This is a genomic window from Candidatus Nitrosopumilus sp. bin_7KS, from assembly GCF_054095835.1.
Genome location: NZ_JBSWSO010000008.1, coordinates 26007 through 51695, shown reverse-complemented (window position 1 = coordinate 51695; position 25689 = coordinate 26007). Strand labels below are relative to the sequence as shown.

The following is a 25689-nucleotide window of genomic DNA, read 5'->3' as shown; positions in this document are numbered from 1 at the left end:
CTTATATTTTTCTTAATTTAGATACGCCAGTTGTAATATGATCAATGATTGTTGGTAACGGTGTACCTGGACCAAACACATGATCGACTCCTGCTTTTACAAGATCATTATGATCTATATCCGGAATCACTCCTCCTCCAACTATTAACACGTCTTTGATTCCTTTCTTTTTTAGTGTCTTGACTACTCTTGGGAACAGTGTTCCATGTGCACCATTTAGCAAACTCATTGCTATTGCATCTACATCTTCATCTTCTGCAATTTGTGCAATTCTATCTGGTGTGGCAAAAAGACCTGAATAGATTACTTCCATTCCTGCATCTCTGAATGCTCTACATAATACTAGGGCACCTCTATCGTGACCGTCTAATCCTAATTTGGCTACTAAAATTTTGATGCTTCGTGATGCTGCTTTTTGCTTCATGATTATAGTTGAATTTGGGATATTTTAAAAGGTTTATTTGATTTGCAATTTTTTACCTCTTCAAATATATTGATTCAACCCCCAATAGTGAAGATAAGGTATGACTGAAGATGTTTGTGATTTTTGCAAAGGTGTAGGTTCATCATCTACAAATATCTGTGTATATTGCAATGGCACTGGGGAATGGAATCAAGCCGCTCAAGCCTATGTGAAAAATCATATCTGTCAATGTATCGTACTTGATAGAAAATTCTGTCCTGTTTGTAACAAAGCATGTCATCATGATACTTCTCTAAATCCTAAACAAACTATAGATCCTGGATATGGCGGTATGTCTGCCCCTGAGATTACTGTAGTTGTATAGTTTGAAACCTTCTGTCTTCCTTGGTGAAAATACTCATCCTTCTTATAGATGAGAATTACTTCTAAATCATGTTTGATTATGTTGATACCTCTATTGTTTCAATTATGATTTTTAAAAATACTAGGGTGGGTTTCTAATGGATACTCCATCTTGTGCACGTTGTGGAAAAAATTCTATTTTATCTGATGAAGTAACTGGTGAACAATTTTGTGGAAAGTGTGGATATGTTATAGATGGAAAGTCTCAAGAATCTGGTCCTGAATGGAGATCATTCCAAAAAGATGGTGGAGCAGATCCTGCAAGAACTGGTGCACCTTCATCTCTAATGATACATGACATGGGATTGTCCACTGTAATTAATCCGCTAAACAAAGATGCATCTGGCAAACCACTTTCAACATCTATGAAGAGTACCATTGAGAGACTAAGAACATGGGATAGTAGAAGTCAAGTTCATGCACCTGTCGATAGAAATTTGAGACAAGCCCTTAGTGATTTAAATAAATTAAAAGATAAAGTTTCAATTCCTGCAAATGTTTTAGAGAAAGCAGCATACATTTACAGAAAAGCATTAGAGAAAAAATTAGTTCGTGGAAGATCCATTTCTGCAATGATTGCAGCATCACTATATGCAGCATGTAGAGATACAGAAACTCCTAGAACTCTAAAAGATGTTGCAGATGCAGCAAATGTTAAACGAAAAGATATTGCACGATGTTACAGATTACTGCACCATGAATTAGAACTAAAAATGCCTGTTGTTGATTCTATCCAATGTATTGCTAGAATATCTAGCAAACTTGAGATATCTGAAAAAACTAAACGATATGCAGTCAAAGTACTCAAAGAGGCACAAGAGCGTAAAGAATCTGCAGGAAAAGATCCTATGGGACTTGCAGCAACAGCACTTTATCTATCATGTGTAAAGAACGGTGTATCAATTACTCAACGGGATCTTGCAGAAGCTGCAGGTGTAACTGAAGTAACAATTAGAAATCGTTACAAGGGATTAAAAGCTGATCAAGCAATAAAATAATATTTTTCAAGTGCAGTGCACACATGTGTCTTCTTAGGCATTATATCATAATTTTACCTTAGTTAGATTATGCAAGTGATTAATCAACTAAAAATTGAAGAACCAGAAAGAAAAGAATCTTTTCTTGAAATTCTTTCTGACAAATACTGTAGATCTATTTTAGAAGCAATAATGGATACTCCTAAATCTGCAATAGAGGTATCTAGAGAAAAAATAATTCCTCTAAGCACTGTTTATAGGAGAATTCAACAATTACATGATTCAAAAATGATTAGAACATCAGGGGTAATCACTGATGAAGGAAAGAGGTTATTTTTGTACAAGAGTAAAATCAAGGCAGTCAATACTAGTTTTCATGATGGGAAAATTGATGTAGATGTAATTTTTAACCCAAATTAATCTGCAATCTTTTTCTAGTACTCATGCTCGCTAAAATCTCCTCCAAGTGCAATAGTTGCAATAACTGTTGATTCTGTGGTTTGGCATTTCATTTTTGAATCTGGCAAAAACTCTTTGAATATTTCTTGTAGTAACTGTTCTGTAAATATTGACCAGTTGCCTCCTAATTCATGCTGAATGATGAAATGATGTAATTCCCCCTCAATCCTATGATCTGATTTCATACCTGATGCTCGCATATAGTCCTCTAGTGTTTCAATGCATCTTTTCAAATCATATTTTCCCTTGATAAATAACACCGTGTCTTTGATTACTGGTTTTATTACGTTGATAATTTCATTAATTTCTTTGGCAGTCATCTCAATCCCTAATGTGTCTAAAATTTTCTTTGGTACTGGAATCATTCCAATCTTAGATGCAAATCTATCCCATTGCACATATTTTTCTAAAATTTGTCTTGCCATTACATTGTGAGAAATATTTTTGTTCATCGCCTCAGTTTCAATCTCCTCAATTAATTTCACCGGAAGACGATAAGTTACACTGCGTGTTTTTTCTTTTTTTGTAGGATGCTGTTGGCGTTTTATTGTGGGTGACAATTATACCAATATCTGAAGTAGTATGAATATAAAGTTGATACCCGGAGTGGTTGAAAATCTGTTTCTCAAATCTGACAATCGTATTTCATTTTAAAATGAATTGATGAATTAGTTCATTTGAGATATGGGATTATATTGTAAAAATTGTGAAAAATTCATGAAAAATTCAGAGATGACTCATTGCTCTGATGAGTGTCTGCTTGCTTTCATTAAAAATAGTGATACATTAACTGATAATGAAATCAGTGCAATTACTTGGGATGAAAAATCTGATCCATGGATTTAATTTGAAATAGAAAATCTACTTAAAGTGTAACCAAAATACCAGAATTATGGATGTACATCCCATTAATTACCAATTGACTTTTGAACCTGATCTAAAAAAATTCACATTTCATGGGTTAGAATCTATTACTGCAGATTGTAAAGAGTCTACAAACCTCATCACCATGCATTGTGCTGAACTTAAGATTATTTCATGTCAAGTAAAGTCAAAAGGAAAAATCATCGAATCTTCTCCAAAAACTGATGAGAAAAAAGAAGAATTGAGTATCAAATTATCTGAAAAAATTAAAGGTAAAATTACTATTGATTTAAAATTTCAAGGAATTCTAAATGATAGGTTATTAGGATTTTATCGTAGTCAATATGTTCAAAATGGAAAAACCAAATATCTTGCTACTACTCAATTTGAAGCAGCAGATGCTCGACGTGCCTTCCCATGCTGGGATGAACCTGAAGCAAAGGCTACATTTGAAATATCCATAATTGCAGATAACAAATTCACTGCAATTTCAAACATGCCAATTAAATCAAAGAAAAAAATTGGAAACAAAACGCTGTATAATTTTTCAAAAACCCCAATAATGTCAACATATTTGATTTATCTTGGAGTTGGAGAGTTTGAATATCTTACAGGAAAAGTTGGTAAAATACAGATTAGAGTCATTACAACAAAGGGTAACAAATCAAAAGGAAAATTTTCTTTAGATTTGGGAAAGAAACTTCTTACATCTTATGAAAAATATTTTGGAATAAAGTATCCTTTACCTAAACTAGACTTGATTGCAGTTCCTGACTTTGCAGCCGGAGCCATGGAGAACTGGGGTGCAATTACATTCAGAGAGACTATTTTACTATATGATCCTAAAACATCTTCTACTAGAACCAAGCAATTTATCGCTGAAGTAATTTCACATGAAATTGCTCATCAGTGGTTTGGAAATCTTGTAACTATGAAGTGGTGGAATGATTTGTGGTTGAATGAGAGTTTTGCAACTTTTATGGCCACAAAATTTGTTGATAAATTCTATCCTGAATGGGATTTGTGGAATCAGTTTGTTGAAGATGCAATGAATGTTGCAATGGGCCTTGATTCACTTAAAACAACTCACCCAATTGATGTACAAGTAAATTCTCCTGCAGAAATTCGTGAGATTTTTGATGCAATTTCTTATGATAAAGGTGGGTGTGTTCTTCGAATGCTTGAACATTATGTTGGCGAACCCAATTTCCAAAAAGGTTTGAAAAAATATTTGTCTGATTTTAAATATCAAAATGCACAGGGTCAAGATTTGTGGAATGCAATAGGAAAGGCATCTAAAATGCCTGTGTCCTCAATGGTGAATACATGGCTAAAACAGCCTGGATTCCCTCTAGTTGAAATTACCCAAGACGGAAATAATTTGAAATTAAAACAGAAAAGATATCTTCTTGAACCTGATAAAAAATTCAGCAAGGGATTGTGGTCTATCCCTATGTCTTTAGGGTTAGAATCTGAGATTTCTCAAAAACTATTCACTACAAAATCTATGTCTGTTAAACTTCCGAAGAATACTTTGGGATTTGTTGCAAATTATGGACGCAAAGGATTCTATCGAGTAAAATACGATGAAGGTATTTTACTTGATTTGAAAATGATGGTAGATGAAAAACGTATACCTGCAATCGATAGATGGGCCATTCAAAATGATTTGTTTTCATTATGTGTTTCAGGTGATGAACAAGTTAGAAATTATCTGGACTTTTCAGATGCTTATTTTGATGAGGATAGTTATCTTGCTTCTGTTAATGTTGCACATAACTTGGCATCATTGTATTTCCGTGCATTTGATGAACCATTTGCAGAAGAAATTCGTGGATATGCAGTAAATTACTTTAGAAAAATTTTATTTAATTTAGGATGGGAACCACGAAAATCTGATAAACACACTGATGCTCTACTACGTGGATTTGCAATTTCTGTTTTAGGTAAAATGAATGATGATGAAGTCACTGATGAAGCATTGAAAAGATATAAAAAATTCTTAAAATCTCCTGGTTCCATTTCTCCTGATTTAGTAGAACCGATCCTTTCTATTGCTGCATGGAATGGAAATTCAAAAACTCATGCAGAACTAACAAAACTATACAAGAATGCTAAAACTATGGAGGAGAAACTTCGATTCTTGGGTGCTTTATGTGGCTTTAAAGATAAAAAATTCCTAATAAAATCACTTGATTTCTCTCAAACTGCTCAAGTCCGTTCACAAAATATGCAATTACCCATTATGAGAGTCGCTGCAAATCCATACGGTGACCAAGTTTTGTGGTCTTGGTTGAAGAAAAATTGGAAAAAAATTAATAAAAAAGTTGGACATGGAAATCCTCTCTTTAATCGAATTGTAGCAAGCATTACATTGGTTGCAGATGATTCCATGGAAAAAGAAATTAAAATATTTTTCAAAAAGAATCCTACTCCTGGAACTGAACGTACTCAATCTCAAACACTGGAGAGAATTAGAATAAACTCAAAATTCCTTAGACGTATGAGAAAAGAATTCAAAGATGGCTAAAAAACTAGGTCCTCCTATTTTCTTGGGAGTTTTTACTGTATTGGCAATTGTGTTTTTGACTGGAGGTGCGTCTGATGATAAAGATACCTTACGTCAAACATTTCAAGTAGATGCGGTTTACTATGACACTGGTCATGTTGAAATTTCATTCTTTGACAAATCTCAAAAAACAACTAATGTTGTAATGGAAATTCTTGGCATGGATGAAACATTCCAAAAAACATTTTCTGATTCAGAATTTATTGAAATTGTTCCATTCCCAAACGAGCCAAAATATGGTTGGGCAATTCATCCTATAGTTTTAGAAATTGATCATGAGGAATTAGGACATATTCAATTAAAAACTGAAATTCATCCTTTAGGTGAATCTATTCCTCCTGTCATCTATTCTACGCCGTAGATCGAACACCAGTTTTCTTTAATCTCATGCTCTGATCCCTGGATACCTCAAACACCTGCCAGTTCCTCGACATAATCATTGAATTCTGGACTGCATGTATTTCTAGACGGTATGGCGCATATACTTAGTGCGATTTTGCCATGTATTTTATCGAGCTCATAAACTCTTTCTCGGAAATTGTCTCATCCAAATACCATTTTGTGGTTTGCTTGAACCAGTCGGGGATTGATTTATGTTCTGATTTGTCAATTAAATTTAAATTCGAATATTCCTCTGCCGCTTTCAAAAACTCTTGATCTTTAATTTCCCAACCCATCCACAAATTTGCTTTATTTTTAAACCATTTTGGAATTGAACTGGGTTCGCCCACATGTTTTTCTTTCAGATAGTTTGCATTTTCGCCCAGTTTCTCCCTTATTTCAAAAATCAACACGATATCCTTTTGGGGGTGCTGGCTGTTCCACGCTATGTTCTCGTATAAAACGGGGCAAATTCTGGCATTTAGAAAAAGCTTGTGGTGATCCTTGAAGTTTTCCGAGCCGATCAGAAGATACTCTTCATAAAAAAAATGACACAGTTTTAAAATTTTTTCCGGAGTCTTGTAATTCTCTTCAAAACCTGACTCGTGTGCAAATATTGCGGGAATAAACGCAACGGTCAGAAGCAGGGCAAATAAAGTAAAAATCAGAACTTTCGTATTTTTAGTTACGTCTTTTTATTTATTAGGACCGTGGAGAATTTTTTAAATAACTATCTCCGATGTGGAATTTTCTTTAAAAATTCTAAATCTTGGGCAATCATCAATCTTGGCAGACAAATTATCTTGGGCACATCCGAGCATCTCTGAACTAGCACCATGTCTACTATCTGTTAAGTTCATTATATTACACAAGATTTTATTGCACCTCTAATTCATTTACTGTATCTTGGATTTACTCGTTGATCTAAAAAAAGGAAAACGTGGAGCAATTGCCAAGGCGATAAGTATTGTTGAAAATGATCAAACAGAAGCAAAAAAGTTACTAAAGAAAATTTTCAAATCTAGTGGAAATTCAATCATAATTGGTATCACTGGACCTGCTGGTGCTGGAAAAAGCTCATTGATTAACAAAACTGCAATGGTGATGAAAAAATTAGGCACAAAACCTGCTGTATTGGCAGTTGACCCTACAAGCCATGTTACTGGTGGAGCTATACTTGGTGATAGAGTGAGAATGAGCGAATCCACTGATTCTGGTACATACATTCGCAGTATTGCATCAAGAGGTGCAACAGGAGCGGTGTCTCGTTCATTACGAAATAGTATTCGCGTTTTAGAATTTGCTGGGTTTAATCCTATAATCATTGAGAGTGTGGGAGCTGGACAAACTGAAGTTGAAATATCAAATATTGCCGATATTACAGTAGTTGTGTTTAATCCTAACACGGGTGACAGCATTCAAACAATCAAAGCTGGTCTAACTGAAATTGGAGATATCTATCTTGTTAACAAAAGTGATCTTAGCGGAACAAATCAACTATTTGATGCTGTACGTGATTTTATAGGTGATTCTATTAGAAACCCTGTGATTCTAAAAACATCTGTAAAAAAGAATTCAGGAATTACTGTATTTGCTAAAACTCTGAAAGATATGATGAAATCTAAAAAACAATTCAAAGAAGTTAAGGATAAAGAACGACTGGAAGCCGAACTAAAAGATATTGTTTTAAATAACATCAAAGAAAAGATTGATGAGTTGCTAGTTACTGATAAAACATTTTCAAAATATCTTAAAAAGTTACAATCAAGAGAAATTGATCCTTTCTTAGCTGGGGATAAAATTACAAAATCTTTGGTAAAGTGATAATATGGCTGCAAAAAAACCAATAAAATCAAAAACACCTGAAAAGAAACTATTCACAGACTCTGAATATGTTGTAAAACGAATTTACCAAAAATCACCTAAAAAGAGACCTGTGGAAGATGCTGGAAAATACCCATTTACACGAGGAATTCACCCTGGAATGTTCCGTGAACGATTTTGGACAATGAGGCAATATTCTGGATTTGGCGATGCAAAATTAACTAATGAGCGATTCAAATTCATGCTTGAAAAAGGTCAGACTGGCCTTAGTATGGCGTTTGATTTACCTACACAGATTGGGTATGATTCTGATTCTCCCCAAGCTGAAGGTGAAGTGGGTAAAGTTGGTGTATCGATTACATCAATTAAAGATATGATGACTGCCTTTGACGGGATACCTCTGGGAAAAGTAAGTTCTTCAATGACTATTAATTCTACAGCTTCCACACTTTTGGCATATTACATTGCAGTTGGAGAAGCACAAGGATTCAAAAGTCATGAACTTCGTGGAACAACTCAAAATGATATTCTAAAGGAATACATTGCAAGAAACACCTACATTTATCCTCCAGAACCATCTATGCGATTAATTGGTGACATGATTGAATACTGTGCAGAGAAGGTTCCATCCTGGTATCCTGTATCTATTTCTGGATATCACATGAGAGAAGCTGGTTGCACTGCAACACAAGAAGTTGCATTTACTTTGGCAAATGCAATTGCATATATTCAAACCTGTATAGATAAAGGATTAAAAATTGATGACTTTGCACCTCGTTTGTCATTTTTCTTTTGTTGTACTATAGAATTCTTTGAAGAAGTTGCAAAGTTTAGAGTTGCAAGAAAAGTTTATGCTAAAATTCTAAAAGAGATGTTTCATGCAAAAAATCCTCGCTCATTACAATTAAAATTCCATACGCAAACTAGTGGAGAATCATTAACTGCACAACAACCTAACAACAACATTGTTCGTGTTGCAATTCAAACAATGGCTGCAGTTGCAGGAGGCACTCAATCATTACACACAAATTCTCGTGATGAAGCATTAGCACTTCCAACTCAAGAGTCTGCAAAAATAGCCTTGAGAACTCAGCAGATTGTAGCTCATGAAAGTGGAATTACAAAGACTGCAGATCCTTTGGCTGGTTCTTACTATTTGGAGGAATTATGCGACCAAATTGAGGCTGATGTGTGGAAATATCTCAAAAAAATTCAGAAAATGGGTGGTTCTGTTAAGGCAATAGAGAAAGGATTCTTTCAATCTGAGATTCGTGCAAATGCATATCGTTTGAAAAAAGAAACAGATGATGCTGAAAGGGTAATTGTTGGTGTAAACAAGTATGCTGAAGAAGAAGAACAACCTGAATTATTAAGAATTGATGGTAGAATTGAAATTCAACAAAAGAAAGCACTTAAAAAATTACGTGCCGATAGGGATTCTAAAAAATTAGAAAAGGCATTATCTGCAATGCAGAGTGCTGCTGATACAGAAGAAAATCTAATGCCTTACATTGTAACTGCTGCAAAAGCGTTTGCTACAACTGGTGAAATTAGTAATACTTTCCGTGAAGTCTTTGGCGAATATCGCCCAAAAGAGGTCTTTTAGATGAAAATAGATCATATTGCAATTGCAGTAAATGATGTTGAAGAATCTGCTAAAATTTACCAACAAGCATTAGGTGTTGATAATATTGAATTTGAAACAGTAGAATCTGAAGGTGTTAAAGTTGCTATTTTACATTTAGAAAATGCCCGTGTGGAGTTGATGCAACCCACAAATGACTCTAGCCCCATTAAGAAATTTTTGGATAAAAAAGGTCAAGGACTACATCATATGGCATTGGAGACTGATAACATTGAAGGTGAGGTTGAACGAATGGAAGGGTGTGGAATTCAATTTTTAGGTAGTGTTCGACCTGGATCTGCTGGAACTAAAGTTACTTTCATTCATCCAAAATCATTACACGGTGTATTGGCAGAACTTTGCTCCCATCCTAAAGAATAGCCACATTAAACGTATTCTAACTATCAATACGCTTAAGTGAACGGGAAATTCTGATTTGTATGAACTGCCACAAAATAAGCGAACCTCATGTTTGGAGATATTCAAAAACCAACAAATTTCGTAGATGTGTTAAATGTAAATCAAAAATCAAAATGAACCAAAAAGAATTTGACCTCAAATGGGGTAAAAGTCAAATCATTGTTCAATAGATTATTTTTTACTCTCTTTTTGTTTAATTTTGTTACATCTATCACATAGTTTGTAGTTTTACCGATACCTCTAGAACTTCTACATGACGTCCTACATCTTTTACATATGTAATCTCCGTGCTAATTATTTGAAATTAAATGTCTTAAGACTATTGACTATTAGAAAAAACTAAATTTTGAAAATTATGATTCCATCATTTTCAAAGTATCTGATGCTGTTATGATGCCTATTATTTTTGATTTTTTTGAAACTAGAATGCATTTAGAATATCTTATCAAAGGAACTAAAACATTTGCAGGAGTATCAAAATCTACAATTGGTGGAACTGAATCCATGGTGTCTGATAACTTTGCTTTTTTTAATTCGGTTTCTCCTAAATCTGAAAGATGTTTTACTATCCCATCTTCTGAAACCACTCCCACTACATCTGAATTATCAAAGACTGGAATTTGACTAATAGATAATTCATGCATTTTTTTAATTGCATCATGAAGAGTGTTTGTTGGCTTTAACTTTACAATATCTTTACTGCAAAAATCCCCTGCAGTATGAGATGATGATTCTCCTTCTAATTTGGCAAGACTTTCAAATATTTTTTTAGCTGTCTCATAACTTGGCTGGCTTCTACCTGATTCAATTTGATTTATCATTGAAGTACTTATTCCTGCCATAGTTGCAAGTTTTTTTTGAGTAATGCCAATTTTCAGCCTAATTTGTTTAATAGAATCAATTCTAGGTAGCAATTCATTTAGAGATGATTTTGATTGATTTAAAAATTTGTTTTTAGAGATCAATGCAGTTCAGTCATGACCTATTATTTCAAATCTTGCCTATATGCAAAGTTGTGATTCTCAAGTTTGATTTTGTTAGATATTTTGAAAATTAAAATATTTTCTAAATGTCTTTGACAATTGATTTAATACTGAGGATAGATTCTGAATTCAACTCAATTTCTTTATGTTCTTCAATGACATGTTTGGTAACTTTTTCTATTAATTCTTCTTCTGTGGATGCAGTTGCAGACCATTTACAATCTTTTCCTGCATCAGCACAGCTAATACTTTTTGTCATGATATTGATAATTTATAGAATTATTTATTTTTTCTTTTTCTTTGCTTTAGATTTTTTCTTTGGTTGTTCAATTGCTGCTTGAGCTGCTGCAACTATTGCAATTGGAATTCTGTGCGGTGATGCACTAACATAACTTAGTTCTGCACCGTGACAGAATTTGATAGAACTTGGATCTCCGCCGTGCTCTCCACATATTCCAATTTCCATGTTTGGTCGTAATTTACGCCCAGCTGCAAGACCTATTTTTATCAAACTACCTACACCGTTTACATCGATTGATTGGAATGGGTTTCTTTCTAAGAGTTCTTTTTCCATGTATTCTGGAAGGAATTTTCCCTCGACATCTTCTCGACTGAAACTAAAAGTTCCTTGAGTTAAATCATTAGTACCGAAACTAAAGAATTCTGCTGTGGTTGCAAGTTCATTTGCAGTTAAAGCTGCTCTTACAACTTCTATCATGGTTCCAAAGTTAATTTTTAATTTCATTTTGTATTTAGTTTCAGTTTCTTTCTTTATTCTATCGTAGATTTTTTTTATGTGGTTTAATTCTGCAATACTACTAATTTGTGGAATCATAATTTGTGGATGTGCTTTAACTTTCTTTTTTGTTAATTCAACTAATGCTTCGAAAACTGCTTTAATTTGCATTTCATAAATTTCTGGATATGTTATTCCTACTCTGACTCCTCTGTGTCCCATCATTGGATTAATTTCTGCTAATTCTCTTGCTCTTTTGAGAACAATTTTTGTTTTATTAATTTCATTTGTATCTCCACTTGATTGTAATTTTTGAATTTTTTCTACTAATTCTTCTGGATTTGGTAAGAACTCGTGAAGTGGAGGATCAAGTAGTCTAATTGTAACTTCATATCCTTCCATAGCCTTTAGAATTTCAATAAAGTCACTTTTTTGTAATTGGCCTAATTTGGTTAAGATTTTGCTTCGCTCTTCAATATTTTCAGCCATGATCATTTCTACGAATAAATTAATCCTATCACTTCCATTGAACATTCTTTCTGTTCTGCATAATCCAATCCCTTGACCTCCAAACTTTCTTGCAAGGATTGCTCCTTCTGGAGTATCTGCGTTTGCTCTAATTCCTAACGTTTTTGTTTTTTGTGCCCATTCTAAAATTTGTTCAAAGTCTTTTGTTACTTTTGGCTCAACCGTTGGTATGTCTCCGATATAGACAGTTCCTGCACTTCCATCAATGGTAATTGTTTCTCTTTCTTTGATTGTAATTCCATTTGCTGTACATGTGTTATCATCATAATCGATTTTTAATTCTGGACATCCTACAATACATGGTTTTCCCATTCCTCTTGAGACAATTGCTGCATGAGATGATTTTCCTCCTAAACTAGTCAAAATCCCTTCTGATGAAAAGAATGCAGGCACATCTTCTGGTTTTGTTTCTTTTCTTACTAGGATTACTTTATTCCCTGCATCTCCTAATTCTATTGCTTTTTTTACATCAAATACAACAATTCCACTTGCAGCTCCTGGTGATGCTGGAATTCCTTTTGCTAATAGTTTATAATTTTTAATTTCTGACTCATCCATTGTTCTATGAAGTAATGCTTCTAATTGTTGTGCTGGAATTCTTGTAAGTGCTCTCTCTTTACTGATTAATTTCTCTTTTACCATGTCTACTGATGTTTTTACAAGAGCTGCTGCACTCATCTTTGCTGTTCTTGTTTGTAACAAGTAGAATTTACCTTGTTCAATGGTAAATTCAATATCTTGCGGTTCTCTGAAATGTTTTTCTAATTTTGCACATGCATTGCTTAGTTCTTTATGTGATTTCGGCATGTCTTTTTTTAACAATTCAATACTTAACCCAGTTCTCACTCCTGCAACTACATCTTCACCTTGTGCATTGATTAAATATTCACCTTCCATCTCTTTTTTACCATTATGCCCATTTCTTGTAAATACAACCCCTGTTGCACTATCATCCCCCATGTTTCCAAATACCATGGTAACCACGTTAACTGCAGTTCCATTTGCAATGTCTTTTGTTATGTTATTTTTTTCACGATAAACGATTGCTCTTTCTCCCATCCAACTTTTAAAAACGGCCTCTATCGATAATACCAATTGCTCATTTGGTGTGTCTGGGAATTTTCTTTTTGTATGTTCTTCACATATTTTTTTGTACTCTGATACAATTGTTTTTAATGATTCTACGTTTAGCTTACTGTCATCTATAACTCCTTGTTTTGATTTTGCAGAGTCTAAAACATGTTCAAATTTCTCATCATTTACTCCAAATACTACTTTGCCAAATAATTGAATGAATCTTCTATACGAATCCCATGAAAAACGTGGATTCTTTGTTTGTTCTGCAAAACCTTCAACTGTTTTCTCATTTAATCCTAAATTCAAAATTGTATCCATCATTCCAGGCATTGAGATGGCAGCTCCTGAACGAACTGATACTAGTAATGGATTCTTTGTAGAATTCCATTTTTTACCTGTCTTTTTTTCCATTTTTGCAATGTTTTTCATTACTGCTGGCATCACATCTTTTGGAAGTTTTTTATTATTCTCGTAATACTTGTTACAAACTTCAGTTGTGATCGTAAATCCTGGTGGCACTGGAAGTTTCAATCGAGTCATTTCGCTCAATCCTGCTCCTTTACCGCCTAGAAGCATTCTGTTTTTGCTGTCTGCCTCTTCAAATGCATAAACTGGTTTGTTTTTTACCATGCAAAAATTTGTAAATTATTTGGCTTTTTAAACTAATGCCTTGGCAAATTCTGAAATTACTTTATTCCAATCTTTTGCTTTGATAATTCCACTAGCTACCAAGATTCCTTTTGATCCTAATTCTATTGCTTTTGCAACGTCTTCGCCTGATACAATGCCTGCACCGCAAAGTAATTTTGTTTTATTTTTTGAATTATTTACTATGCTGGCAGCTTTTGCAATTAATTCTGGTTTTTCTTTAGAAACTGCCTTCCCTGAACCAATTAATTCTGGCGGTTCAATTGCAATGTAATCTGGATTTAATTTCACATATTTTTTTACTTCTGCAATATTTTTTACACATAAAATGGATATCATTTTTAGTTCTTTTAATTTTAATACTAATTTTTCAATTTCTTTACTTGTAATTCTATGTTCACTATGATTGATCAATGATCCTTTCACTTTGGATTTTTTTAACAACTCTGGAATTACAAAACCTGTTGTACTTCCAACTTTGGAGACATCGATATGTTGAGCAAGAATTGAAATTGAGCTGTTTGCTACCATGCCAACTAAATGCTGTGGTGGGGATATGGCAATTTTAATTTTATATTTTTTAGAAATTTTTTCTGCTATTTTTACAAACTTGATAATACTATCTCCTGCAATTTCTTCATAGTTTTTACAATTAATTACAAACATCTTTCTTTAAAATTTTCTATATTGTATTTAATTCTTGATTAAGGCTGTTTTATTTTTGATAAATTATCGTATCGTTTTTTCATAGTTGATACAATTATCATTAGAGTTAATCCTGCTAAATTCGTGCCTATGATAAATACATCTGATACGACAATTCCATAAATTAACCACAATATTGATCCTGCAGCTATGAAGATCATCAAAAACTTTGAAACGTCATTTAGCCTCTTTGTTTTATATCCTTTGTAAATTTGCTCTACCCATCCTGTAAGAATTAACACTCCAGCTGTGATGCCTAGTATTGTTAATAGTGTTCCATCAACTTCCATGATTCAATTCAACTCCAAAAAAATTCATCTAATCCTGTTTGCTTTGGTTTTCCTAACATTGTATCAAAATCTAAATCCATTGACGATGTTATTTGTTCTAATGTTGACTCCATAAACTCCATGTATTTTTTAGAATCAATCTCTTCTTTTTTTGCCAACTCTACTGGTTTTACGCCTGGTTTGTTTAGAATTTTAATAAATGAAATTTTATCTCCTTTCTTTATCTCTCTAATTGATTCTAGTTGTTTTGCTGCTCTGATGTGTTGAGGGATTGTTTTTACATATTCTGAAGGGGCTTTACTCAACATCACATTAAATGTCAAGTCTTCTAATGGGATTTCTTTGGCTTCTACTTTTTTTCCACAAATTGAAATTTTTTCTGTAATGTCTTGTTTTGCTTTTACAAAGTCATCCATTGTTTGAACTTTAGATAATATGTCTACTAATTCATAAAATAAATTTTTGATGAAAGCTGGTGTGTGTGATTTTTTTCCTGTTAATCCTTTAACATCTACTTTGCCTGATTTTGTTACTCCTAGATAGTTTTTCTTTCTATTACTTAATACGCAATACCTGTATGTTTTGTCAATTTCTAAATCTACCCCGTGATCTTTTTTTGCCTGCTCTATCACTATTTTGATTTGTTCTGGAGTTGGTTTTTTAAGAAATAATGAATCTGTATCTCCATACAATACTTCAATTCCTGTCGCTTCACATTTTTTGATTGTCTCCAAAATCGTATGTCTACCTATCGCAGTTGTTGCTTCTGCTACTGGTAGAAAGTATAGAGGAAATATTTCGGCACCCATTACCCCATAGCTAGCATTTAGAATTACTTTTAGTGCTTGACTGACTACTGTGTATTGCTGTTTTTGATCATCAGTTAATGTTTCTTTTTTAGACAGACTTTTGTAATAGTTTACTCTCAAATCTCGCAATGATCCGATAATCATTGACGTTAGACCGTTTTTCTTTGTACATGCCCAATGATTTGTCCCAGGTATTGTATTTTTTTTACATTCTTCATGAGGACATCTTACTGTCTCATATGACAAATTTCGAACTTTGATGATGCTTGGATATAGACTTGCAAAATCCATCACAACAACATCAAAATGAATCCCTTCTTTTGGTTCCACAACAAGACCTCCTCGATATTTTTTATCTTTGATTACTGCATCAGACATTACCCCTTCTGATCTTCTTTGTAATTCTTCACGTTTTGGAATTAGATAATTTCTTCGTCTATGTTCATAATACAATAAACTTCTAATCCATTGTGATACACCTAATCTTGCAACATCATCAATTGGTAATCTCCCTATCCTTGCAATGATTACAAGCAAGTCCATCAACAAATCTTTGTTGAAACTGGTAAGTTCGTATGTTAGTAGGGCGTCATTGTAACAATAATTTGCAGTTTGGTATAGTGATAATTCATCAAATTCTAATCCATAGTCTATCTTTTCTTTTCCTAGAAGGGCCTTTGAGACGCTATTTAGTGAAAAATCCGTATATGATTGGCTGAAAGCATAAATCTGAAATGATCTATTTGAAAGAACTTTGTACAAATCTAAATGAACTCCTTCTTTGAGAGTTGCAGAATCTCTCATCATGTAAAATGGATTTTGTGAATTTTTTATTCCTAATCTTTCTGCTCTGTTGTAAAGATATGGTAAATCAAATTCATCTCCGTTATACGTTAGAATAAATGGGAATGTTTTGATTATTTCAAATGCATCTTCTAGCATTTTTTTCTCATCGGCTAATTCATAGAATTTTATTTTGATGTTTGGTTCTAATTCATTAGTTCCCTCCTCAGTTCCTTCTGTTTTGAGTACAAAAATTTGATCAAACCCGTCGGATCCTTTTAGACCGATGGCTGTAACTTTTTTTTCTGCTAGTTTTGGATCTGGAATTCTTCCAATAACTGCTTCAACTTCTATATCTACACTGAGTCTTTTTATTCTTGGAATTGGCTGGTTTAGTAAATCTGCCCATTCTGAAATAAATATTTTAAATTCTTCTGCATCTACCATACTTTCACTATCTACTTTATCCCACAACAAACTCTTCAATGCAAGTTTGACTTCATCAGAAATTTCTACATCGTAAGGTTCTATTTTTCCATTTTTCACTTGATAATACCTTCCAACTATCAATCCTCTGTCATAGAGATAGTTTTCATAATATTTGAGATCAGATTCCCACGTTTCAATTTGATTTTTTATACTTTCTCCAAAATTCCCTCCTATGGATAGCGGATTGTCTACAATGATTTGTGATAATTTAATTTCTTCATCTTTTAGTAAATCATATTTTTTAATCTGTTTGATTTCAAGTACGTCATTTCTTTCTTGAAGAAAATCTAATTCATCTGGATCTAATCTTGAATAACAATAGGGTTTATGATTTGTTTCATCATGCCATAAAATTAATTTTTTTGATTCTGGTTCATAAAATTTTAGAACAACTGATTTTGAAATGTTGTCATATGTAGCTGACACTAGCATTGACGGTAACATTGATTCTATTTTTTTAGTTTCAGGCAAATTGACTTGCATTTTCTCACTCTGAATTTTCGTATTTACTAACTAATGCTTTTGCCCATTTTGTAATTTTAGCTTTGTCCAAACTAACAACTTCTACTCCAGCTTCTTCTAGCAAATCATAATCTGTTTCAGGATATGCATCAAGACAAACAAATTTTCTAATTCCAATAGTTATTGCCATTTTTGTGCATTCTAGGCATGGAACAAATGTTGTGTATAGAATTGCACCTTTTATTCCAGCTTCAATTCCTAATATTGCACAATGCATGATTGCATTAGCTTCTGCATGGTTGCAGAGACATCTATCTAATGATGCTCCGGATTCAATTTTCCCCTCCATTCGAAGTTGGCATCTCTTACATCCTCCTTCAAAACAATTTTTGATTCCAGGTGGGGTTCCATTATATCCAGTTGCTAATTGTCTGTGGTTTCTTACAATTACTGCTCCTACTTGTCTAGTCATACAGTTGGAACGAAGTTTTGCTAGTTCTGCTTGAAGCATGAAATATTCATCCCAATCTGGTCTATCAAAAGAACTGCTCACATGAATCATCTTTATCTGTTCAATATATGGATCACGCTAATTCAAATTGTATTTGCGATCATAATTGTAAATGATGATATTCCTTCAAAGAGAACTGACTATAGTATGCTATTTCACTATGTGTGAGTTGAGAAAAACTATTGGTTTTACTTTTTGTGGAATTTTCTAAAAATCAATGTGTAGTAAATGTGGTTTAACCAAAACCTGTATTGAATCAACAATATGTCTAGATTAATCGAAGAAGGGAGATTTCTATAACTTTAATTTTTGAACTTAGGCATGGTTTTAGTTAATTAGAAACGAGAAAGTATACGTTAGCTAATAATTGACTATACGAAAGCATAAAATCAATAAATTACATCTTCATTTGTACGATGACTAATTTTGTTGAAAAAAAATATGTAAAAAAAAACTCCATTGAGACAAGAGACTATCAGATTAATTTGGCAAATCAAGCCATCAAAGAAAACTGTATTGTAGTTTTACCTACTGGTCTTGGAAAAACTGCTGTTGCATTACATGTAATTTCTGAATATTTATCAAAAGGAACTGGTGGTATTTTATTTTTAGCACCTACTAGAGTTTTAGTAAATCAACATTATGATTTTTTAAAAAATAATCTCACTTTAGATGATATTGCACTAGTTACTGGTGAGGATCCAATCCCTAAGAGAACTAAACTTTGGAACAATAGTATTGTCTGTGCCACTCCTGAAATTGCTAGAAATGATTTAATTCGAGGTATAGTTACTCCAGATCAATTTAGTCTTGTAATATTTGATGAAGTACATAGAACTGTAGGTGATTATGCATACTCTGGAATCGCCGAACGATTTGGAGATTCGTCTGCTAGACTTGTAGGGATGACTGCTACTTTGCCTAGTGAAAAAGAAAAGGCTACTGAGATTTTAACAAAACTTCGAATTTCTAGTGTTGCTGAACGTACTGAAGATAGTCCTGATGTAAAACCTTACACTCAAGAAACCAACACTGAATGGATTAACGTTGAACTCCCTCCTGAACTAAAAGCGATACAAAAATTATTGAAACTAGCATTAGATGAGAGATATGATGTTTTAAGAAAGAATGGAATACGTTTGGCAGAGCAACAATCACTATCTGCACTTCTTAGAATTAGACAATTTGTATTAAATCAAAATAGACGTTCTGCAAAACCACTATTCACTGCGATTAGAATCCATTATGCATTGAATATTTTGGAGGCTCATGGAGTTACACCCTTTCTAAAATTTTGTGAACGTGCAAAAGCAAAGAAGGGTGTAGGTGTTAAAGACTTGTTTGAAATTGATCCAAACTTTACACGAGCTATTCATCTGGCAAATGAATCTCAATCTCATGGCATTGAGCATTCAAAGATTCCTAAACTTAAAGAAATAATTGAATCTGTCCCTGGTAAGGCGTTGATCTTTACAAGCTATCGTGACTCTGTTGATTTAATTTACAATAAACTCACTGAATTAGGAATTTCTGCAGGTATCTTAATTGGAAAAGCAGGAGATGCTGGATTGAAGCAGAAAAAACAGATTGAAACTGTACAAAATTTCCGAGATGGTCTCTTTAGAGTACTTGTAGCGACTCGTGTTGGAGAAGAAGGGCTGGATATTGCAGAAGTTAATCAGGTGATTTTTTATGATAATGTTCCTAGCTCTGTAAGATTCATTCAGAGACGAGGAAGAACTGGAAGAAAAGATACTGGAAAACTTGTAGTGTTGATTGCAAAAAATACTATTGATGAGACATATTATTGGATAGGAAAAAGAAAAATGACTGCAGCAAAATCAATGGGTGAAAAAATGACTCAAGTATTAGAGAAGAACCAAGAAATTGAATCTAAAAAGTCTGGACTAGATGCATTTCTCTAATTTTGATATTGATTAGTAATATTTTCAAAAACAGATTGTTTTCTTTGAATTACTTTATTTTTCATACTTGATTCTAAATGATGTATGCTACTTTTTTTTGCAGATAATAGATTTTCTAGTCTTATGTCGTATTGACTTTGAAGAAATTCTTTTACTCCTTGAAATCCTCCTTCTAATTCAATATTTTCAAATGCCTCTTTTGCTAAATTATTAATTGATTTTTCAAGATGTTCTAAAATTTCATCTAAAATTTTATCATTTAGTACCATGATTTTGTCCTTTTTATAACTGAAAAAAATGTTGTGTATTTTATTTTGGTTTTTTAGGTGTTGAAATTGATAATAATCTTCTAAACTGTTTAAATTCATTTTTCAATATTGTCCATTAGTAACAAATCAAAAGAAATGAAAGATTTAGTTGAAAAGGAGAAAAAACTTCATAAGGAAATTAGAAAAGATTTTGAGAAAATTAGTCAGAAAATTAATGATGACTTTGAAAAGGTCAAAGAATCAAAATCTTCACTCTAAATTATCCCTGTCTTTTGATAATATGGTATCCAAATTCTGATTTGATTGGTTTGGAAATTTCTCCAACTTGAAGTTTGAATGCTGCATCTTCAAATGGTTTTACCATCATTCCTTTTGTAAAATAGCCTAGATTTCCTTCTTTCTTACCGCTACCTGTGTCCGTTGAAAATTCTTTTGCTAAATTGGCAAATTTTTCACCATTTTTGATCTTTTCAAGAATTGTTAGAGCTTCGCTTTGTTTTGCTACTAAAATGTGAGAGCATTTTATTTTATTACCCATTTTTATCATTAAGATATTTCATGTCTTTATTTGTTAGTATTACTTAAGAAATTACGAATTGGATAAAGAACGGTTAAGAGTAAAAAGTGGTAGAAGTAAAGGTTGTAGAGACTGTTTAACTCATAGATGTGTTCCTAACACTTGTCAATGTGATTGTCATAAATAAAAAATTTGTAGGCAAATCAAAATTATAAGTTATTTTGATAAATATTCTAGTTTGTTCAAATGAGCAAACTTGTTCTTATCACTTTCAACCTATTTCATAATGTATGAAAATACTTCATATTGAAGATGTTTCTGAAATAAGTCAGATTTTTGCAGATATTTTGTCTACTAAAAATTATGATTTTGATAGTGTATCTGATGGACGAGCTGGTTTAGAATTGGCAGTCTACAAAGATTATGATTTAATCTTGCTTGACATGTGTATGCCAAAATATAGTGGTGTTGATTTCCTTTTAGATCTGAAGCACAGACGATCTTCAGAATTGTCTAAAGTGGTGATAGTTAGTGCCCTTGAAATGAATCCTACACAAGAACAGGAGCTCCTAAATTTGGGAATTCGGTCCGTTCTAAGAAAGCCAATCTCTGTTCAAGGACTCTTGTCTCAAATTGAGCAAGAATTAGTTTTTTAGGATAATCCCCAACTAATTTTATTCTTTGGTATGATTATCAGAAATGGTGCTTCATTTTCTTTCCAAGGGTCTTTTCTTACCCATGCAAATTTTTTATAAAAAATATCATATAGTTTTTTAAAATTCTGTCCTGATTCAATTAATTCTGTATTTCCTTGAATACAGATTGCTTTATGTCCTCCCGATTTGTAAACGTCAATTACAATTGCAGCTTTTGAATTTGTTTTGATATTTTTGTATGTTCTTGTGTTATAGTCTGTTGCAACAATTATTGAATTATCTACAAATACAAATGATACTGGTTTGATGTGAGGTATGTTATCATGTGATGTGGCAATTCTTGCCTCTTCTAATTCATTTAGAAACTTATTTTCTTTATTATTAAATTCAATCAATTAAAAATTCGTTCTCTTATTTCTGGAATGTGTTTGTATACTATGTCTCTAATTTTCATTTGATCTTCTTCAGTTGGCATTTCTTTTTGAGCACTAAGAATCGCTCCACCCATTCCAAGAGCCATTCCCATAACTATTCCATACACAAATTCTTGTGGGTTTTCAACTTTTAACACATCTTTGTTTTCCTTTATCTCATCTAGATATGCTGGAATAGTGGTTACTGCTCCGTTGATTACTTGAATAATTAATGCCTCTAATTGATCCGCACTCATAATTATTCTCAATATTATTTCTTAATAAATCTGCACCTGAGATAATTCGAAAGTTTACTCCCGACTTAGTTTTTGTTAGATTCTTGTTTACGCTCTTTGCGTCTTTTCTGTTTAGCGCCACCGCCAATATTATGTCCACTTGGTAATTTCTTAGTCATATCTAATATTGCCCTACCGTTCATGTATACCTTTGTAGTTTCTTTTTTTGATACTTGGATTGTTTGGATAGTCAAGGTTAGTTTCTAAATTCTAGTTAGGATATTTTCCACATTTACTATGTCTGGATGTAATTGTGATTTATAGAGAAAGGTCAACATTTGCACCTAAGATTTTTAATCTCTTCTTTGTGATCAATTACATGTTCTCATTTTTTACTACAAATGAAGCAAATGATGCATTACCTGATGTGATAAAGAAATTTGAATATGCTTTGGCTAAAAATACTGAAGTAAAAAAGATTGAGCAAGAATTGCAAATTTGCATCTCTACTACGAATTCTTTTGAATCATATGTTAATCTTAAACAAAAATTAAATTCTGCAATTACTAAATTCTATGAATCAGTGGAATTATTGGAAAACACTGGAGTTATTGTTAAAAGTATAGAGCAGGGACTACTTGATTTTCCTTCAAAACGATTTGAAGAGGAAGTTTGTCTATGTTGGAAATATGGTGAGACTGACATTAAATTTTGGCATGAAAAAGATTCTGGGTTTATGGGTCGTAAGCCAATTGAAGTTAGTGATGATTCTCTAGTGTGATCATTTTAAATCATGTACGTTTCTAAAATCATTCCAAGAATTTGCTAAATGGGCACAAAATTCATCTCTACACCTACTACTGTATCCACAACTACATCTGCTTATTTACTATCTACCTCATTTGAATCTGTTTTTGACCAAATATTGTTAAACAACAATGCTTTGGAATAAATGATAGTTTCAGAGTTTGTCCAAATTGCTCTCATCTCTTTGTTGTTTCCTTCATTTTTAATAAAGAATAATACTTCGTCATCATCTTTAATCAAAAAGCACAAGTTTTCTTTTACAGATGAACATAATTGTTTAATTTTAGATTTGTCTATGTCTTCAAAAATATATTTTGATTTATTTGTAATTGGAGTTAATAATTTGTAATTAATTTCTCTTTCTTCTAATGCATCAAGAAAGTTTGCATGATAAAATTTCATAAAGTCTTTCTCTGAACCTAAAATTCTACACTCTTTTTTTGCATTTAATATCATGTCGAAAATTTTACTATTGACTTGATTTCCTCCTTGTAATACTTTGAATTTTTCTTCCTCATCTTCTTCTTTTGTTGTAATGGCACCTGGTATTTTTTCCCATATTTCTTCTAGAATTGGACCTGATTTTTTTAATTTATTGAGTCGTTCTGTTTCTGTGCTGATTAGTAGATTTACTGCTTTTTTAATTGCTAATGCTGTGAATTGAATTGGATGTTGGAAAGATGCCTCTACAATTCCTTTGTTTTGTAGTGCTGTTAACAAGTGATATGTTTCACTTCTTGGAATGTTCACTGCCTTTGCAATGTCCGATGCTGTTTTTGATCCTATTTTCCCTAGATAAAAGAATACTTTGCTTTGATTTGGGGTTAATCCAAATCCTACTAGTGCATCTCTAATTTCTTCAAAGTTTGTTTTATCTACTGGAAAATTTCCCATCTGCATTGTATTTGCAATGATTACCATTATTGGAAATGATCGACTTTATCTTAAAAGCCTGATCGTTCAATAGTACACAATTTACTACAAATAACTACAATTGAAAAAATACTTAGTTTTACATGCCTAGAATAATTTTTCCCGTACTTTTTGATGTTAAATAAAAATACTTTTTATTTTTTATCATTTTCAAATTATGAAATCAAATTTTGTGGCTACCCTGCCCCGATCCATCCTTGGAATACGATCTTTTCTACAATTTTCTTTGGAATTGATCTTTTATTCACATGTTTCCCACTCTTGATTGAGGTTGTATTTTTTGATTTACATACTGAAATCTCTTCATCTATACTTGGACTGTGTTCTCCTTCAGCTAATCTATTTCTTAACAAAAATATTCCTGCCAAAACTAGTGCTAATGAAATTACATCAATCACAGTAATTGTCTCTGAAAGTATAATACCTGAAAATAATACCCCGAATACTGAAGTTGTAGAATACAACAAAACGGTTCTTACCGCACCAATCAATTTTAACCCTACTAGGAAAAACAACGTTGACATTCCTGTTCCTAGAATGGACATTACTAAAATTCCAGGTAATTGAATAATGTCAACATCCATTGGAATTTGAAATAATGCGATGACTGAAATTGCTACTGCTGCACAAACAAATGAAACAATCTGGGTAACTCTTTTGATATCAAATCTGTCTCCTACATATTTACACAAAGTAATATCAACTGCGTACAAAAACCCTGAAAATATTATCAATAGATCTCCTGTGACCATATTTCCTAAACTAAAGTTATTTTGCATCAAATCATTCCCAATTGGGATTACCATCATTCCAATGATGATCATAGAAAATGGAATACATTCTTTGATGCGTAATTTTTCTTTAAACACCAGCATTGCAATGACTAATGCAAAAATTATTTCACTGTTGCTAAAGATTGATGCATTTACTGCTGTTGATGTTGATAATCCATAAAAGTATGTAATTAATGCTGATACTTCTGCAATCCCTATGAGCCCCATAAACAACCAATCCTTTTTCCCAAATTTGGAAATTGAATGTGATTTTTTTGTAAGAGGTGTAAAAAATATGCCGCAGATAAAATAAATTAAGAATGCCATCACAATTGGGTTGATTTCAATCAAATGTGTTGAATTTTCGAGCATGGGTTTTGAAATTACATGAATAAGTGCAGATAATGCTGCTGCTATTATGATGAAATAATACCCGTTTTTTGATTTTTTTAATGAAAGGCTATTTACAATCATTTATTCCCATATTTGGAAATAAGATTATCCTTTATAGGTGGATCTTTGATTTTTTGGGAATTGCGTGCGTAATTTCTTATTGTTTAGTGATCCTCCGTTTTTACAATTTCAAAGGAAAATCCCAGTTTATTGTACTCTTCATTTAGTGTTCTGTATCCAATCTCATTCAGGATGGTATTCATTTGTCCTACAATTAGAAATGGCCAGTTTTTACCTAGGTCATGATGTATGATGATTTTTTTTACTCCATTTACTATCATTTCTCTATACTGAACATTGTTGTTAAGACATCTTTTTTTGAACAAATCTAAAATTGAATCTAAATCAATATATCCATACAGGTAATTCAATGAATTTTTAAAATCTGTCATTCCTGTTGTTGCTGCTATTTTTTCAATCTTTTCTTTAGGAACAGAGTCTGATATTTCCCTAAATGTTGATCTGAACATTGAAACCCATCCCATTTCTGTTGTAAGTTCATACCAATTGACTTGTTTTTCTAATAGATGGTTGATCAGTGTATTGAGGCTAATTTTTTGTTCTATACATTTTTCATGAAGTTTACTGCTTAGATCTGAATCAATTCTAATTGAAACATTGTCTGTTTTTCTAAGTAATTCTTTTTCCTGTGCCGTCAAATCGTTCCCCTCTGTTCTACTTTAAGAATTATTTTCATTTCGTTACTATGTTATTTCCATTTTTGGTGATATCAATTAGTATG

Annotated in this window: 32 protein-coding genes; 13 read left to right on the top strand and 19 right to left on the bottom strand. The window is 32.6% G+C overall.

Features of this window, described 5'->3' with window-relative positions; translation table 11 throughout:
• Nucleotide 1 precedes the first annotated feature (1 nt).
• The gene (locus ACW9W4_RS09460; RefSeq protein WP_457762208.1) at nucleotides 2–424 is read right to left on the bottom strand and encodes a cobalamin B12-binding domain-containing protein; all 423 of its coding nucleotides are present in this window, start codon (nucleotides 422–424) and stop codon (nucleotides 2–4) included.
• 100 nt (nucleotides 425–524) lie between these two features.
• On the opposite strand from ACW9W4_RS09460, the gene ACW9W4_RS09455 reads away from it, so the two are divergent.
• From ACW9W4_RS09455 to ACW9W4_RS09445, 3 genes are all read left to right on the top strand, one after another.
• On the top strand, nucleotides 525–788 hold the full coding sequence (locus ACW9W4_RS09455) for a hypothetical protein (protein WP_179363418.1): 264 nt from the start codon (nucleotides 525–527) through the stop codon (nucleotides 786–788).
• Nucleotides 789–924: 136 nt separating this feature from the next.
• Nucleotides 925–1824 (top strand): transcription initiation factor IIB, encoded by a 900-nt coding sequence (locus tag ACW9W4_RS09450; protein ID WP_457762207.1) that lies wholly within the window; start codon nucleotides 925–927, stop codon nucleotides 1822–1824.
• Nucleotides 1825–1893: 69 nt separating this feature from the next.
• Entirely contained in the window at nucleotides 1894–2223 is a 330-nt protein-coding gene (locus ACW9W4_RS09445) for an ArsR family transcriptional regulator (RefSeq protein ID WP_457762206.1), read from the top strand.
• Between the two features lie 14 nt (nucleotides 2224–2237).
• Here ACW9W4_RS09445 and ACW9W4_RS09440 read toward each other — a convergent pair whose 3' ends face one another.
• Nucleotides 2238–2822 (bottom strand): hypothetical protein, encoded by a 585-nt coding sequence (locus ACW9W4_RS09440; RefSeq protein ID WP_457762205.1) that lies wholly within the window; start codon nucleotides 2820–2822, stop codon nucleotides 2238–2240.
• A gap of 157 nt (nucleotides 2823–2979) precedes the next feature.
• On the opposite strand from ACW9W4_RS09440, the gene ACW9W4_RS09435 reads away from it, so the two are divergent.
• Genes ACW9W4_RS09435 through ACW9W4_RS09425 form a run of 3 tightly spaced genes read left to right on the top strand, consistent with a single transcriptional unit; the run spans nucleotide 2980 to nucleotide 6056 of the window.
• Nucleotides 2980–3108, top strand: coding sequence for a hypothetical protein (locus ACW9W4_RS09435; RefSeq protein WP_457762204.1), 129 nt, complete (start codon nucleotides 2980–2982; stop codon nucleotides 3106–3108).
• 46 nt (nucleotides 3109–3154) lie between these two features.
• On the top strand, nucleotides 3155–5656 hold the full coding sequence (locus ACW9W4_RS09430; protein ID WP_457762203.1) for a M1 family metallopeptidase: 2502 nt from the start codon (nucleotides 3155–3157) through the stop codon (nucleotides 5654–5656).
• Complete coding sequence (locus ACW9W4_RS09425; protein WP_457762202.1) at nucleotides 5649–6056, top strand: hypothetical protein; 408 nt, start codon at nucleotides 5649–5651, stop codon at nucleotides 6054–6056. The genes ACW9W4_RS09430 and ACW9W4_RS09425 overlap by 8 nt, the downstream gene beginning before the upstream one ends.
• Nucleotides 6057–6180: 124 nt before the next feature.
• Here ACW9W4_RS09425 and ACW9W4_RS09420 read toward each other — a convergent pair whose 3' ends face one another.
• Both ACW9W4_RS09420 and ACW9W4_RS09415 read right to left on the bottom strand, forming a co-directional pair.
• Nucleotides 6181–6486, bottom strand: a complete 306-nt coding sequence (locus ACW9W4_RS09420; RefSeq protein WP_457762201.1) for a hypothetical protein — start codon at nucleotides 6484–6486, stop codon at nucleotides 6181–6183.
• 312 nt (nucleotides 6487–6798) lie between these two features.
• Nucleotides 6799–6936 carry a hypothetical protein gene (locus tag ACW9W4_RS09415; protein WP_457762200.1) on the bottom strand — a complete coding sequence of 46 codons (138 nt, stop codon included), beginning with the start codon at nucleotides 6934–6936 and terminating at the stop codon, nucleotides 6799–6801.
• 43 nt (nucleotides 6937–6979) lie between these two features.
• Between ACW9W4_RS09415 and meaB the strand changes: the two genes are divergently transcribed.
• From meaB to mce, 3 genes are read left to right on the top strand one after another with little or no spacing between them, the layout of a single operon-like run.
• Nucleotides 6980–7900 (top strand): methylmalonyl Co-A mutase-associated GTPase MeaB, encoded by a 921-nt coding sequence (gene meaB, locus ACW9W4_RS09410; RefSeq protein ID WP_457762317.1) that lies wholly within the window; start codon nucleotides 6980–6982, stop codon nucleotides 7898–7900.
• A 4-nt stretch (nucleotides 7901–7904) separates the two neighbouring features.
• Nucleotides 7905–9506: an acyl-CoA mutase large subunit family protein gene (locus tag ACW9W4_RS09405; RefSeq protein WP_457762199.1), complete on the top strand. Its 1602-nt coding sequence runs from the start codon at nucleotides 7905–7907 to the stop codon at nucleotides 9504–9506.
• On the top strand, nucleotides 9507–9905 hold the full coding sequence (gene mce / locus ACW9W4_RS09400) for a methylmalonyl-CoA epimerase (RefSeq protein ID WP_457762198.1): 399 nt from the start codon (nucleotides 9507–9509) through the stop codon (nucleotides 9903–9905).
• A 392-nt stretch (nucleotides 9906–10297) separates the two neighbouring features.
• Here mce and ACW9W4_RS09395 read toward each other — a convergent pair whose 3' ends face one another.
• The 7 genes from ACW9W4_RS09395 to ACW9W4_RS09365 all read right to left on the bottom strand — a co-directional run bounded on the left by ACW9W4_RS09395 (nucleotide 10298) and on the right by ACW9W4_RS09365 (nucleotide 18016).
• Nucleotides 10298–10858 carry a CBS domain-containing protein gene (locus tag ACW9W4_RS09395; RefSeq protein WP_457762197.1) on the bottom strand — a complete coding sequence of 187 codons (561 nt, stop codon included), beginning with the start codon at nucleotides 10856–10858 and terminating at the stop codon, nucleotides 10298–10300.
• A gap of 151 nt (nucleotides 10859–11009) precedes the next feature.
• Entirely contained in the window at nucleotides 11010–11186 is a 177-nt protein-coding gene (locus ACW9W4_RS09390) for a DUF1059 domain-containing protein (RefSeq protein WP_457762196.1), read from the bottom strand.
• Between the two features lie 24 nt (nucleotides 11187–11210).
• Nucleotides 11211–13898: a pyruvate, phosphate dikinase gene (ppdK, locus tag ACW9W4_RS09385; protein WP_457762195.1), complete on the bottom strand. Its 2688-nt coding sequence runs from the start codon at nucleotides 13896–13898 to the stop codon at nucleotides 11211–11213.
• A gap of 27 nt (nucleotides 13899–13925) precedes the next feature.
• Nucleotides 13926–14582: a triose-phosphate isomerase gene (gene tpiA / locus ACW9W4_RS09380; protein ID WP_457762194.1), complete on the bottom strand. Its 657-nt coding sequence runs from the start codon at nucleotides 14580–14582 to the stop codon at nucleotides 13926–13928.
• A 38-nt stretch (nucleotides 14583–14620) separates the two neighbouring features.
• Nucleotides 14621–14911, bottom strand: coding sequence for a SemiSWEET family sugar transporter (locus ACW9W4_RS09375; RefSeq protein WP_457762193.1), 291 nt, complete (start codon nucleotides 14909–14911; stop codon nucleotides 14621–14623).
• Nucleotides 14912–14919: 8 nt separating this feature from the next.
• Entirely contained in the window at nucleotides 14920–17475 is a 2556-nt protein-coding gene (locus ACW9W4_RS09370) for a DNA-directed DNA polymerase I (RefSeq protein ID WP_457762192.1), read from the bottom strand.
• A 4-nt stretch (nucleotides 17476–17479) separates the two neighbouring features.
• Nucleotides 17480–18016: a deoxycytidylate deaminase gene (locus tag ACW9W4_RS09365; protein WP_457762191.1), complete on the bottom strand. Its 537-nt coding sequence runs from the start codon at nucleotides 18014–18016 to the stop codon at nucleotides 17480–17482.
• Nucleotides 18017–18381: 365 nt separating this feature from the next.
• On the opposite strand from ACW9W4_RS09365, the gene ACW9W4_RS09360 reads away from it, so the two are divergent.
• Entirely contained in the window at nucleotides 18382–19890 is a 1509-nt protein-coding gene (locus ACW9W4_RS09360) for a DEAD/DEAH box helicase (RefSeq protein ID WP_457762190.1), read from the top strand.
• Here ACW9W4_RS09360 and ACW9W4_RS09355 read toward each other — a convergent pair.
• Complete coding sequence (locus ACW9W4_RS09355) at nucleotides 19887–20159, bottom strand: hypothetical protein (protein WP_457762189.1); 273 nt, start codon at nucleotides 20157–20159, stop codon at nucleotides 19887–19889. The genes ACW9W4_RS09360 and ACW9W4_RS09355 overlap by 4 nt on opposite strands.
• Nucleotides 20160–20267: 108 nt before the next feature.
• Here ACW9W4_RS09355 and ACW9W4_RS09350 point away from each other — a divergent pair, with 108 nt between their 5' ends.
• Nucleotides 20268–20417: a hypothetical protein gene (locus ACW9W4_RS09350; RefSeq protein WP_457762188.1), complete on the top strand. Its 150-nt coding sequence runs from the start codon at nucleotides 20268–20270 to the stop codon at nucleotides 20415–20417.
• Nucleotide 20418: 1 nt separating this feature from the next.
• On the opposite strand, the gene ACW9W4_RS09345 is transcribed toward ACW9W4_RS09350, so the two are convergent.
• Nucleotides 20419–20697, bottom strand: coding sequence for a peptidylprolyl isomerase (locus ACW9W4_RS09345; protein WP_457762187.1), 279 nt, complete (start codon nucleotides 20695–20697; stop codon nucleotides 20419–20421).
• Between the two features lie 269 nt (nucleotides 20698–20966).
• Between ACW9W4_RS09345 and ACW9W4_RS09340 the strand changes: the two genes are divergently transcribed.
• Nucleotides 20967–21332, top strand: coding sequence for a response regulator (locus ACW9W4_RS09340; RefSeq protein ID WP_457762186.1), 366 nt, complete (start codon nucleotides 20967–20969; stop codon nucleotides 21330–21332).
• Here ACW9W4_RS09340 and ACW9W4_RS09335 read toward each other — a convergent pair.
• The 3 genes from ACW9W4_RS09335 to ACW9W4_RS09325 form a co-directional block, all read right to left on the bottom strand.
• The gene (locus ACW9W4_RS09335; RefSeq protein WP_457762185.1) at nucleotides 21329–21727 is read right to left on the bottom strand and encodes a pyridoxamine 5'-phosphate oxidase family protein; all 399 of its coding nucleotides are present in this window, start codon (nucleotides 21725–21727) and stop codon (nucleotides 21329–21331) included. The genes ACW9W4_RS09340 and ACW9W4_RS09335 overlap by 4 nt on opposite strands.
• A complete protein-coding gene (locus tag ACW9W4_RS09330) occupies nucleotides 21724–22002 on the bottom strand; it encodes a hypothetical protein (protein WP_457762184.1) in 279 nt (92 codons plus the stop codon). The genes ACW9W4_RS09335 and ACW9W4_RS09330 overlap by 4 nt, the downstream gene beginning before the upstream one ends.
• 65 nt (nucleotides 22003–22067) lie before the next feature.
• Nucleotides 22068–22235, bottom strand: a complete 168-nt coding sequence (locus ACW9W4_RS09325) for a hypothetical protein (protein WP_457762183.1) — start codon at nucleotides 22233–22235, stop codon at nucleotides 22068–22070.
• A 125-nt stretch (nucleotides 22236–22360) separates the two neighbouring features.
• Here ACW9W4_RS09325 and ACW9W4_RS09320 point away from each other — a divergent pair, with 125 nt between their 5' ends.
• Nucleotides 22361–22762 carry a DUF2203 family protein gene (locus ACW9W4_RS09320; RefSeq protein WP_457762182.1) on the top strand — a complete coding sequence of 134 codons (402 nt, stop codon included), beginning with the start codon at nucleotides 22361–22363 and terminating at the stop codon, nucleotides 22760–22762.
• Between the two features lie 101 nt (nucleotides 22763–22863).
• Here ACW9W4_RS09320 and ACW9W4_RS09315 read toward each other — a convergent pair whose 3' ends face one another.
• From ACW9W4_RS09315 to ACW9W4_RS09305, 3 genes are all read right to left on the bottom strand, one after another.
• Nucleotides 22864–23709 carry a TrmB family transcriptional regulator gene (locus ACW9W4_RS09315; RefSeq protein ID WP_457762181.1) on the bottom strand — a complete coding sequence of 282 codons (846 nt, stop codon included), beginning with the start codon at nucleotides 23707–23709 and terminating at the stop codon, nucleotides 22864–22866.
• A 188-nt stretch (nucleotides 23710–23897) separates the two neighbouring features.
• A complete protein-coding gene (locus ACW9W4_RS09310; protein WP_457762180.1) occupies nucleotides 23898–24968 on the bottom strand; it encodes a DMT family transporter in 1071 nt (356 codons plus the stop codon).
• A gap of 83 nt (nucleotides 24969–25051) precedes the next feature.
• On the bottom strand, nucleotides 25052–25606 hold the full coding sequence (locus ACW9W4_RS09305; protein ID WP_457762179.1) for a hypothetical protein: 555 nt from the start codon (nucleotides 25604–25606) through the stop codon (nucleotides 25052–25054).
• Nucleotides 25607–25689 lie beyond the last annotated feature (83 nt).

Coding starts and splice junctions, on each gene's coding strand:
- ACW9W4_RS09460 (WP_457762208.1), bottom strand. CDS start 424: ATGAAGCAAAAAGCAGCATCACGAAGCATCAAAATTTTAGTAGCCAAA.
- ACW9W4_RS09455 (WP_179363418.1), top strand. CDS start 525: ATGACTGAAGATGTTTGTGATTTTTGCAAAGGTGTAGGTTCATCATCT.
- ACW9W4_RS09450 (WP_457762207.1), top strand. CDS start 925: ATGGATACTCCATCTTGTGCACGTTGTGGAAAAAATTCTATTTTATCT.
- ACW9W4_RS09445 (WP_457762206.1), top strand. CDS start 1,894: ATGCAAGTGATTAATCAACTAAAAATTGAAGAACCAGAAAGAAAAGAA.
- ACW9W4_RS09435 (WP_457762204.1), top strand. CDS start 2,980: ATGAAAAATTCAGAGATGACTCATTGCTCTGATGAGTGTCTGCTTGCT.
- ACW9W4_RS09430 (WP_457762203.1), top strand. CDS start 3,155: ATGGATGTACATCCCATTAATTACCAATTGACTTTTGAACCTGATCTA.
- ACW9W4_RS09425 (WP_457762202.1), top strand. CDS start 5,649: ATGGCTAAAAAACTAGGTCCTCCTATTTTCTTGGGAGTTTTTACTGTA.
- ACW9W4_RS09415 (WP_457762200.1), bottom strand. CDS start 6,936: ATGAACTTAACAGATAGTAGACATGGTGCTAGTTCAGAGATGCTCGGA.
- ACW9W4_RS09405 (WP_457762199.1), top strand. CDS start 7,905: ATGGCTGCAAAAAAACCAATAAAATCAAAAACACCTGAAAAGAAACTA.
- mce (WP_457762198.1), top strand. CDS start 9,507: ATGAAAATAGATCATATTGCAATTGCAGTAAATGATGTTGAAGAATCT.
- ACW9W4_RS09390 (WP_457762196.1), bottom strand. CDS start 11,186: ATGACAAAAAGTATTAGCTGTGCTGATGCAGGAAAAGATTGTAAATGG.
- ppdK (WP_457762195.1), bottom strand. CDS start 13,898: ATGGTAAAAAACAAACCAGTTTATGCATTTGAAGAGGCAGACAGCAAA.
- tpiA (WP_457762194.1), bottom strand. CDS start 14,582: ATGTTTGTAATTAATTGTAAAAACTATGAAGAAATTGCAGGAGATAGT.
- ACW9W4_RS09375 (WP_457762193.1), bottom strand. CDS start 14,911: ATGGAAGTTGATGGAACACTATTAACAATACTAGGCATCACAGCTGGA.
- ACW9W4_RS09370 (WP_457762192.1), bottom strand. CDS start 17,475: ATGCAAGTCAATTTGCCTGAAACTAAAAAAATAGAATCAATGTTACCG.
- ACW9W4_RS09365 (WP_457762191.1), bottom strand. CDS start 18,016: ATGATTCATGTGAGCAGTTCTTTTGATAGACCAGATTGGGATGAATAT.
- ACW9W4_RS09360 (WP_457762190.1), top strand. CDS start 18,382: ATGACTAATTTTGTTGAAAAAAAATATGTAAAAAAAAACTCCATTGAG.
- ACW9W4_RS09355 (WP_457762189.1), bottom strand. CDS start 20,159: ATGGTACTAAATGATAAAATTTTAGATGAAATTTTAGAACATCTTGAA.
- ACW9W4_RS09345 (WP_457762187.1), bottom strand. CDS start 20,697: ATGGGTAATAAAATAAAATGCTCTCACATTTTAGTAGCAAAACAAAGC.
- ACW9W4_RS09340 (WP_457762186.1), top strand. CDS start 20,967: ATGAAAATACTTCATATTGAAGATGTTTCTGAAATAAGTCAGATTTTT.
- ACW9W4_RS09330 (WP_457762184.1), bottom strand. CDS start 22,002: ATGAGTGCGGATCAATTAGAGGCATTAATTATTCAAGTAATCAACGGA.
- ACW9W4_RS09320 (WP_457762182.1), top strand. CDS start 22,361: ATGTTCTCATTTTTTACTACAAATGAAGCAAATGATGCATTACCTGAT.
- ACW9W4_RS09315 (WP_457762181.1), bottom strand. CDS start 23,709: ATGGTAATCATTGCAAATACAATGCAGATGGGAAATTTTCCAGTAGAT.
- ACW9W4_RS09310 (WP_457762180.1), bottom strand. CDS start 24,968: ATGATTGTAAATAGCCTTTCATTAAAAAAATCAAAAAACGGGTATTAT.